General features: G+C 43.0%; 10 protein-coding genes. 2 read left to right on the plus strand and 8 right to left on the minus strand.

The annotated features are described in order from the left end of the window. The 3 genes from F551_RS16825 to F551_RS0115375 all read right to left on the minus strand — a co-directional run. Positions 1-350: NAD(P)-binding domain-containing protein (locus F551_RS16825; RefSeq protein ID WP_026296878.1), on the minus strand; the 350-nt coding region annotated here is incomplete at its 3' end. 23 nt (positions 351-373) lie between these two features. Further along, positions 374-1,498, minus strand: a complete 1,125-nt coding sequence (locus tag F551_RS0115370) for a DegT/DnrJ/EryC1/StrS family aminotransferase (RefSeq protein WP_018998413.1) — start codon at positions 1,496-1,498, stop codon at positions 374-376. Positions 1,499-1,510: 12 nt separating this feature from the next. After that, positions 1,511-2,452 (minus strand): Gfo/Idh/MocA family protein, encoded by a 942-nt coding sequence (locus F551_RS0115375; RefSeq protein ID WP_018998414.1) that lies wholly within the window; start codon positions 2,450-2,452, stop codon positions 1,511-1,513. A gap of 272 nt (positions 2,453-2,724) precedes the next feature. Here F551_RS0115375 and F551_RS0115380 point away from each other — a divergent pair, with 272 nt between their 5' ends. Next, positions 2,725-3,930 (plus strand): glycosyltransferase, encoded by a 1,206-nt coding sequence (locus tag F551_RS0115380; protein ID WP_018998415.1) that lies wholly within the window; start codon positions 2,725-2,727, stop codon positions 3,928-3,930. Position 3,931: 1 nt separating this feature from the next. Here F551_RS0115380 and F551_RS16830 read toward each other — a convergent pair whose 3' ends face one another. Next, the gene (locus tag F551_RS16830; protein WP_018998416.1) at positions 3,932-4,945 is read right to left on the minus strand and encodes a glycosyltransferase family 2 protein; all 1,014 of its coding nucleotides are present in this window, start codon (positions 4,943-4,945) and stop codon (positions 3,932-3,934) included. 70 nt (positions 4,946-5,015) lie between these two features. Beyond that, positions 5,016-5,981, minus strand: a complete 966-nt coding sequence (gene htpX, locus F551_RS0115390; RefSeq protein ID WP_018998417.1) for a zinc metalloprotease HtpX — start codon at positions 5,979-5,981, stop codon at positions 5,016-5,018. A 148-nt stretch (positions 5,982-6,129) separates the two neighbouring features. Between htpX and F551_RS17225 the strand changes: the two genes are divergently transcribed. Continuing rightward, entirely contained in the window at positions 6,130-8,061 is a 1,932-nt protein-coding gene (locus tag F551_RS17225; protein WP_018998418.1) for an acyltransferase family protein, read from the plus strand. Here the strand turns inward: F551_RS17225 and F551_RS0115400 are convergent. The 3 genes from F551_RS0115400 to F551_RS0115410 form a co-directional block, all read right to left on the minus strand. After that, on the minus strand, positions 8,037-8,666 hold the full coding sequence (locus F551_RS0115400; protein ID WP_018998419.1) for a haloacid dehalogenase-like hydrolase: 630 nt from the start codon (positions 8,664-8,666) through the stop codon (positions 8,037-8,039). The genes F551_RS17225 and F551_RS0115400 overlap by 25 nt on opposite strands. 5 nt (positions 8,667-8,671) lie before the next feature. Then, the gene (locus F551_RS0115405) at positions 8,672-9,940 is read right to left on the minus strand and encodes a replication initiator protein A (protein ID WP_018998420.1); all 1,269 of its coding nucleotides are present in this window, start codon (positions 9,938-9,940) and stop codon (positions 8,672-8,674) included. Between the two features lie 1,075 nt (positions 9,941-11,015). Further along, positions 11,016-12,020 (minus strand): 2-hydroxyacid dehydrogenase, encoded by a 1,005-nt coding sequence (locus F551_RS0115410; protein ID WP_018998421.1) that lies wholly within the window; start codon positions 12,018-12,020, stop codon positions 11,016-11,018. Positions 12,021-12,083: the final 63 nt, after the last annotated feature.

Below are 12,083 nucleotides of genomic sequence, written 5' to 3' on the forward strand. Positions count from 1 at the left end.
GTGCTTTCTACATATGACAAATCTGGTTCGTGGTGTGCATCAAGAGGGGTTGGCACACAAATCAAAATCGCATCCGCATCTGAAAGGTCTAATGCACTTGATGTTGCTCGAAACAACTTCTTGTCCAACATCACCTGAACACGCTCATCTGCGATATGTTTCATGCCAGATTTACCAGCATTTAATTCGGCAGCTCGCGTCTCATTGATATCATAACCAATGATCGACACCCCCTGCCTGACATAAGCTTCAGCTAGAGGCAGACCAACATATCCAAGCCCAACAATCCCAACGACTAAACCTTTATTTGCAGCTTTGTCTTGAAAGCTTTTAACCACTGTATCCAACATTACTTTACACCCTAACTAGGCCCCTAATTTACAGCTTCAATAACCGCTTCAATGATTTGATTTTGTACATCCTCTTCCAGATAAGGATGCATTGGCAGACTTATAATTTTATCCAAACACGCTTCAGTTTGCGGAAGTCCCGAACTCACAACTGGAAAATGTTTATAAGCAGATTGGCCATGCACTGGATTTGGATAATAGCGCGCCGTTGGAATGCCTTTTTCCTTCAATTGCGTCGCTAATCTCAGCCAATCCGAAACCTCAATCGTATACTGTGCCCAAGTCGAAATTCCGCCTTCCAAAACAGTTGGAACGCGCTCAACCTGATTGTGCAGAGCATTGTGATATTTTTGAGCTACGGCATTTCGTTTCTCAATTTCATCTGCAAAGACAGACAATTTGGGTAACAGTATTGCAGCCTGCATTGTATCTAAACGTGAATTCATTCCTATACGAACATTGTCGTACTTGTGTTCACCTTTGCCGTGAATACGTAATGAATCGACTGTCTCGCAGATCTGATCATCATTTGTCAGCACCGCGCCGCCATCTCCATAACAACCAAGCGGTTTCGCAGGAAAGAAGCTTGTCGTTGTGATATCAGCCCAGTTTAACGGATGGTTTCCATCTATAGTGCTTCCAAACCCCTGCGCGGAATCTGCAATAAGCTTTAGACCTTCAGCCTGAGCCACTTGCGATAGCAAACGATAGTCCGCAGCTTGCCCGAAAATATCGACAGCCATGATCGCTTTGGGAGACAGGCCTGCGGTCTCATTGATATCAATGATTGCCTGCTTAAGGCTCTCCACATCCATATTGTATGTGTCTGCACACACATCAACGAAAACAGGAGTAGCGCCAACATTTGCAATGCCTTCTGCAGAGGCACAATAGGTAAATGATGGACAGAAAACCGCGTCGCCTTCACCTACCCCAAGAGCCATGAGGCTCAAGACAAGCGCATCTGTACCATTTGCACACCCAAGAGCATGCTTAGCTTGCCCGAATTCAGCGAGTTGTTTCTCAAATTCTCGGACTTCCGGCCCCATTATAAACGCACCATGCTCCATAACAGCCTGAATTCCGGCATCAATTTGGGACTTAAGCCGCTTTCGTTGCGCTTTAAGGTCTATAAACTGGATGCCCATAACCCAAAATTCCTATTTTCGAAGGAATGGATGCATGTCACCCATAGCTATATTCACCGGTGCGGAACGAATTTTCTCTACAGTTTCAATACAGTGACGTGCTTCTTTAAGTCCAAAACCTCTACCGGCTAAAATTTCACGGTAAGAGATGTTGTGCAGCTCAGTAAATCCTTCAGAAAACTCTAATTCTTCGCCATCAATAGTGATCGAGCGATATGTGGTTTTCTTACCCTTCACGTCCTCAGGAAGATTGTTTGCATCAACAGACAAAAACCAACGTACTCGCGCATTTTCATATTCTAAAAATCCAGCTGCGCTTTCTTCTTCACTTAAATGAACGTGACTGTCCTGAAGACTTCCAAATATGAAGTTCAGCATATCAAAGAAGTGAACACCAATATTAGTCGCTACTCCGAATGATTTACGTGGATCACCCTTCCAACTCTCAGCATACCAGCGACCGCGCGAAGTGATGTATGTTAAGTCCACATCAAACTTCGTGTTTCTTTCTCCAGCGGACTTAACTTTCTCTTGAAGCTTCAAAATAGAGTCATGGTGGCGCAATTGAAGAATATTGCGAACCTGTTTGCCTGTTTGTTCTTCGAGCAATTCTAGAGCGTCTAAATCTTTCACGCTTGGAACAAGCGGCTTTTCACAGATGACATCACACCCAAGACGCAACCCCGCAGCAATATGCGCTCTGTGTAAGTAGTTTGGGCTACATACAGCGACATAATCCAACGCTGTTTTTGGGTCTAATTGCAAATTATTGGCGTAATCATAAAAGCGCTCAAACTCTGTGAAAAATTCACTTGCAGGTGAGATGCTATCGATTATCCCAACACTATCATTTACATCATATGCGACAGATAAATGATTACCTGTCTCTTTTATAGCTTTCATGTGACGCGGTGCTATGTATCCCGAAGCACCGATCAATGCAAAATTCTTCATTCATACCCCGTTATATGAAAAAACTTCCAATAAATATTGCCAAACCAGCATTTTGAAGCGATTGAAAGGCTTCAAGCTTTATAACTAACAGCCCTTTCTCTCGGAGGATGTCACAAAAAACCCTCTGGAGGTCAAGAACATTCTATTTTTGCGGACAACTATTTTCTTGATACAGAAAATTTACGCATTATGGACGCACAAATTGAAACATTTATTTTGGTGAATAATGCCAAAGTAACGCTTTGTACTGTATACTGTAAATCGAGTTTGACATGCATTTTTTTCTAATCGTTAGGCACTTCCCACCAGAAATATCTGGAGGTGCAAGACGTCCCTATCTGTTGAGTAAAGCGCTAACGCAATTAGGGCATAAAGTAACTATCGTTTCACCATTCAAATTATCCGAAGAAGAAAGCTCAATTCAAATTCCTCATCCAGCAATACCAAACGCTTCCTCTCAAAATTCCATGCATGTCGCCGAGAAAAAAAGTTCAAATTCGATTATTCAAGTTGTACAACGTGTAAAATCTTTTTTAAGGCAGTGGTTTCTTTGGCCAGAACCCAATATCCGATGGGCAAAGAAGGCCGAAGTCCACCTGCTCAAGACTCTCCCGAACATTAGCCCTAAACCAGATGTGATTATAACAACCAGTCCACCTGAATCTCTTCACATTGTAGGTGCAAACCTAAAAAGAAAAACTGGTATCCCTTGGGTGGCAGAAATGCGTGATACTTGGGTTGAAACCCCACATCGAAAGATATTAGAACGATCTAAAATTCGCGCTGTAATTGAAAAAAAAATAGCCAGAAACTATTTGGTAAAAGCCGACGGGCTAACAACCGTCTCAGATGCTGTCTTAGTTGAAGCCAAGAAATACATCCATCACGACACTCCAGTATGTCTCATAGATCATTTTAGTATCCCCAGCGAAGGCGATTTCCACCTTCCCAACGAAGACCTTAATATTGTGCACACTGGTGGATTTGAACTTTCTGATCGAAACCGCATCCTCTCTAATCTTTTATTCAATATCGAAAAATGTCAAAGAGTTCGAGATGAATCACTACCTATAATTCATCTGCATTTAGCAGGAAGGTTATCCTCTTCAGAATTAGATCAGATTTCAAAAAAATATGAATTCAAAATCACCTTCCACGGGCAACTCAGTTTACAATTATCTCGTGATATACAAAATGCAAGTGATGCACTGGTTCTTCATACACCGCCAGACAGTCACGCTTTGCCAGGAAAATATGCTGAATATTGTTTTGCCAAAAAACCCATCCTTTATTTGGGGGGAGGCAATTGGCTTAATCTTGCAGACGCGGACAAATTACTACACCTTCTAAAACACTTGCCGACCCTCAAAAAAGGCACCACTGTCTCAAGTGGCTCGGGGTTCACCTCGAATGAAGCTGCGTTGAAACTATCGAAATTTATACAGGAAGAAATACTGACAAAAAGCTCCATCAAATAATTTACCTCTGGATACTCTTTACATCCGTCTTCCTCAAAAACAATCGGAAAATATTCCAACCCATCTGCCCCAGAACGTCAAAACTTCCCTTTGTTTTTGTTGTTTGTACGTCTTTTCGTTTACTCATTAGTAAGGAAAGTGAACTCCAACTTGCCAACCACGCTTTGCGTACCGCCTTTGCCCTCCCAGTTTGCATTCCCCTCAAGTAAATCAGAAATGTCATTCCAAAATGGGGGATAATCATCAGCCAAAATGCAAAGAATGGCATATTCTTAACGAAGACCCATAAGCGATTCCTAGTACCGTGATAAACGGCGAAATCACCTACTTTGTTAGACAATGCACTACCCGCATGATGAATCATTGCTTGTGGCAGAAAAATGCACCGATGTCCCATTAATCGAAGGCGAAAACCTAAATCGACATCTTCGCAGTAACAGAAAAAGCTCTCATCGAACCCTTCTGCATCAAGAAAAGTCTGCCGATGAAAAGCGGCACTCGCTCCACACGGGCTGAAACACTCTCCTTCATCTGGCATCTCTTCCACCGGGCGGCCATACCCCCCCCGCCAAGGAATGCCGAAAACATGATAGCAATCACCCGCTCCATCCATCAATGATGGTTCATCAAGACTATACTGAGCACTAGCGAACATTTTGGTGTCCGGAAATCGATCTATACCGTCTTTAATTTTTTCTAACCAACTTTCATCGGCCACGGCATCAGGATTGAGCATGACCAGCCAATCCCCCTTGGCCTTTGCAGCAGCTAAATTATTTCCTTTGGCAAAACCATGGTTTTCTGTTTCTGGCATGAGTTGGACATTTGACAATCCGGAGATGTCCAACTTTTCCATCGAACCATCGGTAGAAGCATTATCAACCACAAATAGTTCAAAATCTTGGAAGGTCTGCTTTTTGAGTGAATCCACTGCCCCTTGCAGATAATCACCGCCATTAAAGTTCACAATAATGACAGAGAATACGGGATCGCTCGACAATTTTGCATTATCCATTGGCAATGCCCTTCCTCGACTAAACAAGAAATGTGCTTAGCGAGGAAGAATCTACATGTCTATGGATAGTCTACCCCCAAGGGTCATCTTTCTTTTCAATTGGCTTGGCAAAAGCTGGAAGGTCCACTTTTCGCTTCGGGCCCGTGCTTGTTTCTGATCTTGGCTTGGAAGCTCTTCCGTATTGCTGTCTTAATTTCATCAAAGCAGCAATCCTATTTTGCGTTGCTGGATGAGTTGAAAATAGATTATCAGCCCCCTTCCCGTTTAGCGGATTGATGATGAACATATGCGCTGTGGCAGGGTTTCGTTCCGCATCCACATTCACCTCGCCACGCGCAAAGCTTTCTATCTTCTGCAACGCTGATGCAAGCGCTTCAGGGTCACCAGCTATCTCCGCGCCTGTTTTATCCGCTTCATATTCACGGCCACGACTAATCGCCATTTGTACTAAACTAGCGGCCATCGGGGCCAAAAACATAATTGCCAATGTACCAATTAAACCACCTGAGCGCTCACGGTCATTGCCTCCAAAAAAAAGTGCAAAGTTCGCAAGCGCAGAAATCGCACCCGCTATCGTTGCCGTCAGCGTCATAGTCAACGTGTCACGATTTTTCACATGCGCTAATTCATGACCCATTACACCGCGAATTTCTCTGCGATCCAACATTCGCAACAATCCAGTCGTCGCAGCTACAGCCGCATTTTCGGGATTCCGCCCCGTCGCAAAAGCATTTGGTTGAGGATTATCTATAATTGTAATTTTCGGTATAGGCATGCCCGCTTCGCGCGCCATATCTTTCACATCCCGTGCATATTCAGCTATCTGACGGTTTGAGTGATGTTCATCCACTTCTTTGGCTTTATACATAGACAAGACGATCTTATCGGCGTTCCAATAACTGATAAAATTTCCCACTCCGGCAAATAATAGCGCGACGATCATTCCGACCTGACCACCCAGCATAAATCCAATGCCCATAAACAATGCTGTCAGTCCCGCAATCAGCATAAAAGTACGAATGTGGTTGTTTCCCATTGATCCTATTCAATCTCATTTTTATCCAATACCCGACTGAGATAATGCACATTTGAGGCTTTTCTAGGGTTATTGAAGAATGATACCGCTGAAAGGCATGCAACTTGCTTTCTCAAACAAATTGAGATTCTTCTAGGAACAACACATAATGAATTACAGACCCGAAATCGACGGACTGCGGACGATCGCAGTTATACCCGTTCTATTCTTTCATTTCGGGATCAATTCATTCTCAGGAGGTTTCACTGGTGTAGACATTTTCTTTGTCATATCCGGTTTTTTAATTACCTCCATCATTACGCATGAGATGGACAATCAAAAATTTTCGTTTGCAAACTTCTATAGACGCCGCGCGCTACGTATTCTGCCACCTCTAGCGCTTGTTGTTGTTGCAACTTTTATTGCTGCTTGGTTCTTAATGTTGCCTGCAGAAGTGGAAGAGCTTGGGCGAACTACAATTGCTACAACGCTCTTTGGTAGCAATATATATTTCTTCAAGGCGTATAACTATTTCTCTATATTGGCAGAATCTAATCCACTGCTTCACACTTGGTCATTGGCGGTAGAAGAACAATTTTACTTCGTCACCCCTATCCTATTGTGGCTCATTTGCTTCATAAAACCACTCGCAAAATTTCGCGCCCACATCATTGCGTTTTGTGTCGCAGTATCCTTCATGCTGAGCCTTTGGCTAATCAATTGGTCTTCTGAAGCAGCTTTTTACCTATTGCCCGCACGTTTTTGGGAATTGGGTATTGGTTCCCTCATAGCGCTATATGCATGGGACAAAAATTTTCCAGGAAAACTTAAAAACACAGCGGGAATTATTGGTGTCGGTTTGCTCGCATACTCCATATTTATGCTCGACAAAACTGATATGTTTCCAGGACTAAATGCCATCTACGCTATTGTAGGAACTGCTCTAATAATTGTCGCAGGTTTGAAATCTTGGACTGGACTAGTTCTAAGCCAAAAACCGATGGTTTTCATCGGGAAAATCTCCTACTCACTTTACCTTTGGCACTGGCCGGTACTTATTTTCTATAAGCTATTTTTCTTGAAAACAGAATTGAATACTCTTGATGCTGTTATTCTCACTGCCGTTTCAATCGTCCTTGCCTACCTTTCTTGGAAATACTGGGAACAACCCTTCCGCAATCTACGCAAGTTATCTTCATTCAGAATATTATCATTCACGTCAGCAGGTCTTATCGCTTCTGTTGTAGTTGGTATGGGAGTGCTAACAATCGACGGACGTTGGCGCACATTTGATGCGCGAGTTCATGAACTCACTGAACTTTCGCTCAACTATACAGGTTCTCAGGTTTACACAAACCAGTTCCGCCCTCGCCACCAAAGCTGCTTTGTAACCGATTCATCCAAAGCTGAATTCAACAAAACAAGCTTGGAAGAATGTCTGACAAGTAAAACAGATAATCCATCACTCGTACTTATCGGTGATAGTCACAGCGCTCACCTCACCGGACCGCTTCAACAACACCTTCCTGAGTATGAAATACTTCCGCTCCAAGCATCAGGATGTAAACCGTTATGGCCGCTGCAAGGTGATACGCGTTGTAATGACATTATTCGAAAAGGCGTTGTTGAATACCTTCCGACCATTGATAACCCTACAGTTATGATTTCAGCGCAGTGGGCTGCGTTTGCTCATGGTACTGACACAAATTTCGAGCGTGACCTTCTGGCCTTTATACAAAAGCTTTATGATGCCGGCGCAAATGAAGTGATCGTGCTAGGGCCAAGTCTTGAATACACAATGAACCTGCCCCTATTGATGGCGCGCGCGAAAATTGTTGGCCGCACGGATACATCTTCTTTTGTGGATCATAAAATCTACGAGTTTGATCAACGAATGAATGATTTACTTTCTAAACAAGACAGCCCTGCGCACTACATCTCACTCATTGATTTCATTTGTGAACAAGGCAGTTGTGAAGATGACGAGCCGGTATTGTTTGATGCTAATCATTTCACGATGGAATCTGCTCTATCAGTTGCTCAAAGTATTCGCGAAAATTTGGTTGCTCATGGAAATCATTTCCTTGGAACAACTTCCTGAACATCAACCTCTGACCCATCTTCACGGGCCAATTTATAAGACTCTGGAGGTGCATTGAATCCAAAGCCTTTAAGAGCAGCTTTCCAGACGGCGTAGTCTTGAGTGCTATTGCCGGCATAATAAAATCCATTCGGGCAATTCTTTACAAGAAAATCAGCCTTATTTTGGGAAGTCAGATTGATTGCATCTTTTACACTGGCGCTTTCAGGTCCTTCAGTTCCCTGAACACGATCAAACTTCCCAATATAGCGCCCCAATTCTCTGGCCATTTCATCAACCATGAGCTGATCTGAACCGGAAACGAGCCAAACCTGCCCCCCCTTCTTCTTATGCTCTTGCATAAGGCGAATTGCCTTGGGTTCAGTATCAATTCTGCGAGGATCAAAATAATCGCCTACTTGCCGCACGAGCCATCTTTTCGCATGAGGACGATTGGTCAACATTTTAATCCCGGCCAATGGCAACAAAAATGGCTTCACGCGCGCGCAAAGCTTGAACAACTCCAACGTTGTATCCGTGTATATCAACGTACCGTCCAAATCCATTGCCAAAACTGGCAAATCCGGATCCGGTGCTGTTCCTAGAAGTAACTCATCTTGTGTCATTGAAATTAACTCGGCTTACCGCGAGTTTTGAACCAGTTTTTACAAAACCCTATAAAAGCTGCATCTGGATTGCGCGGCACAAGGTCAGCAGCGGAAGACGGATCTGCGCCAGTTAATGCACTTTGAACACGTTTGCTAATCCAAGCACGCCACTCATCTTCGATGAAGTAGATATCCCATCCAGGTACTTCCTCTTTGGCTGCTTCCAAACCATCTGAACTGATTTTCATCCGTCGTAATTGGCTGGCAACTTCACGACCTAACTCACGCGATGGATTATCCTCTGATTTATCAGCTAATTTGGCTTTTTTACCTTTCTGGCGATTAGACACGTTATAGCTTTCAAGGAATTCAGAACGCGATGTTGCATGCAAAATATCATTTTCTATAAACACATCATAATCTGGGAGATGATTATCATTTACTACTTCATGAAGCTTGCGCCGAAACTCACGGCGAGTTGCCTGAGAGCCGGATTTTGTGTGCAATTTATCAACACCAATTGACCACCCCTCCTGCTGTCCACAGTGTTTACGAATAATCTCGTACACACGGCGCTCAATCGGTCGACGCAATCGCCAATAATCTCGGTGCAGCGTCAAGACTTCATCTGCGCGAATTGCTTCCATTGTCCAGTCCGAAATGGTTACTTCCAAGCGCTCTGGTCTCAAGCCACCTTTGGGCGTTTTACGCGTTTTCATTTTTACGCGCTCAAAAAGGCCAAACCATTCATCATGCTCAAAGCCACCCGTTTTCACATTCGTGCGATAACGCGTTCCTTCAAGGCGTTCGATGGAATCCACCAGCGCTTCATAATCCCTCCCCCCTGTTGGGCGGTTTGTATAGGATAAGAAATGATACGGATCGATAACAATCGTCTTAGGTGTTTTACCTGAGCGCTGTTTTTCACGCATAATATGAGAGATCGCATAGATAAGAAGGTCTTTATCATAAATCGTCGGAAGACCTTTGATCGAAGGCCTAAACTCAATCCAACGGCCATCATGCTCAAAACGCCTAGGATTGCGGTCTGGCTTTTTGGTGAGTGAATAAAATGGATACTCCAAACTCGCCATATCACTCTTTAAAACGATATCGACCAACTCACACACAAACAAATCCCCCATTGGATATCGCTCGGGCAATAGAGGTGAATGTTTGGGATTGGGATCCAACACTTCATCAAACAACGGCCCCGGATCTTGAGGAGAAATTACCTCCCCCGTCACGGCCTCTTCTTCTATCTTATTTTGTGCCGATGTGGATTTAGCCATTATTTCGCATGGACCTTATCAAACAGAGTTATGGGCTCAGAATCATAAAAACGTGTGTATTACCTCGGGAATTAGACACGTTTGGAATATAAATGTCCACTGAATTATCAGTGATAAAGCAATTCCTTAGCCAAATTCATCTATAAACGGGCGTAATTTCAATAAGTTCGGATCTATTTTAAGAGTAAATCAAATAATAGAATCGTTATCCAACCGATTCTCGGGAATTAGACACGTTATATTGTAGGATAAGTCAATGGATTCGGGTTTTAGACACGTTGAGAACCAAGTGAGCTCCAAAATTTTGCCCAGAATTGGCCATTTCTGGCGATTAGACACACTGGATATGGCGATTAGACACGCTTTAGATCAATTCTGGGGAATAGACACGCATGTTCAGAGTGAAAATGCGGTAAAATGGCGATTAAACACGCCCTCTAAAATTAACGAATTACGATCCCGATACTTAACGGCGAATAGACACGTTTTGATGGGGATCGAACACACAAAAGTGGGGAATAGACACATAGTGTCTGATAGCCTGCTTTAGATTCAATGAGTTATAGGCGAATTTTAGGCTTTAACACTATATATAACACCATATTAAACACCTTATCTCCATCGCCAGGGCATTCGACATCGTCAATTTTCTATAAAAATTAATAGAAGCTGAAAAGGATTTAGACATTCCAGCCCAATTCCTACTTCCAAAACGTGGCTGTTTCCCTTTGAAAATGAAATCCGGAATCAAATTTAAATTCGTTGTAAGGAGAGTTCAATTATTTCTGACTTAAGTGCTCTTTTGAAATATCAGTAAATCTGCATTAAAGGTAATAGTGCTTTTGGCGGTCCTCAGAGCCACACTCAGAGCCATTTCACTTTTTTATAAATCAGGCCTAAAAAACTGAAAATGTCGCCGCAAAGCCGCCCTACGGCCCGCAAAAACCAATTTTTTTCTTAAGGATAATTCAGAGTTAATCAATTAGTACAAATATTTGAATATACGCTCTTTTCCTGGTGAAAGTTGAAAACGTTTAAAGTGTATCTATTCGCCAGGCTGGGGATTAGACACGCTTCAAGCAAGACGATCAATGGACACTTCATGTATTGCTGAACCACTTTTGGAAAAAGCGTTGATATTTTCAATCGTCGTTTCTGCAATGGCGGAGAGCGCTTCCTGTGTGAAAAAAGCCTGATGACCAGTTACCAATACATTTGGGAATGTCATTAATCGAGCAAATTGATCATCGCGAATAACGTGCGTTGATAGATCTTCAAAAAAGAGATCTGCTTCTTCTTCATAGACATCTAATCCTAGGCTGCCCAACCTACCCGCTTTTAAAGCTTCAATTACATCCTGCGTATTAATCAGGGCGCCACGACCTGTATTGATGAGCATCAGCCCCTGCTTGGCTTTGGAAAGTAGATTTGCGTCCACCATGTTATGGGTTGCTGGATTAAGTGGACAATGAAGGGATACAATATCGCTTTGCTTAAACATTGTATCCAAATCAACATAATTCGCTCCCATGTTAAGACAGTCAGTATTCTTCGCAACATCATAAGCAAGGAGTTTGCAGCCGAAACCCTTAAAAAGGCCCATTGTGACAGTGCCGATTTTTCCAGTACCGACTATACCCACGGTTTTCCCATGTAGATCAAAGCCAATAAAACCGTTTAAAGAAAAGTTTCCATCACGAACACGGTTATATGCACGATGTAAGTGACGATTTAACCCCAGAACAAGCGCAAGAGTGTGCTCAGCAACTGAATAAGGCGAGTAAGCGGGGACGCGGCAGACCTTTATATTGAACTCATCTGCTGCTTTTAGGTCGACATTGTTAAAACCAGCACAGCGCATGGCTATTAATTTAACACCCTGCTTTTTAAGTATTTTAAGTGTATCCCTATCAATGATATCATTGACGAAAACACAAACAATTTCCGCACCTTTCGCTAGACTAGCGGTGCTGGAATTCAAATGCGGTTCTTGATAAAATATCTCATGTGATTGATCTGCATTGGCTGCGTCGAGAAAAAGTTGGTCATACGCTTTGGAAGAAAACACCGTGATCCGCATAATGAGTTTCCATAAATCAATTATGCAAGATGATCTCGCATAGCTAGCAACTAACTACAATTG

Source organism: Hirschia maritima DSM 19733, assembly GCF_000378345.1.
GTDB classification, from domain to species: Bacteria; Pseudomonadota; Alphaproteobacteria; order Caulobacterales; family Hyphomonadaceae; genus Hirschia; species Hirschia maritima.

What these genes read in the sequence shown, in the direction of transcription:
- F551_RS0115370 (WP_018998413.1), bottom strand. Translation starts at nt 1,498, where the DNA reads ATGGGCATCCAGTTTATAGACCTTAAAGCGCAACGAAAGCGGCTTAAG.
- F551_RS0115375 (WP_018998414.1), bottom strand. Translation starts at nt 2,452, where the DNA reads ATGAAGAATTTTGCATTGATCGGTGCTTCGGGATACATAGCACCGCGT.
- F551_RS0115380 (WP_018998415.1), top strand. Translation starts at nt 2,725, where the DNA reads ATGCATTTTTTTCTAATCGTTAGGCACTTCCCACCAGAAATATCTGGA.
- F551_RS16830 (WP_018998416.1), bottom strand. Translation starts at nt 4,945, where the DNA reads ATGGATAATGCAAAATTGTCGAGCGATCCCGTATTCTCTGTCATTATT.
- htpX (WP_018998417.1), bottom strand. Translation starts at nt 5,981, where the DNA reads ATGGGAAACAACCACATTCGTACTTTTATGCTGATTGCGGGACTGACA.
- F551_RS17225 (WP_018998418.1), top strand. Translation starts at nt 6,130, where the DNA reads ATGAATTACAGACCCGAAATCGACGGACTGCGGACGATCGCAGTTATA.
- F551_RS0115400 (WP_018998419.1), bottom strand. Translation starts at nt 8,666, where the DNA reads ATGACACAAGATGAGTTACTTCTAGGAACAGCACCGGATCCGGATTTG.
- F551_RS0115405 (WP_018998420.1), bottom strand. Translation starts at nt 9,940, where the DNA reads ATGGCTAAATCCACATCGGCACAAAATAAGATAGAAGAAGAGGCCGTG.
- F551_RS0115410 (WP_018998421.1), bottom strand. Translation starts at nt 12,020, where the DNA reads ATGCGGATCACGGTGTTTTCTTCCAAAGCGTATGACCAACTTTTTCTC.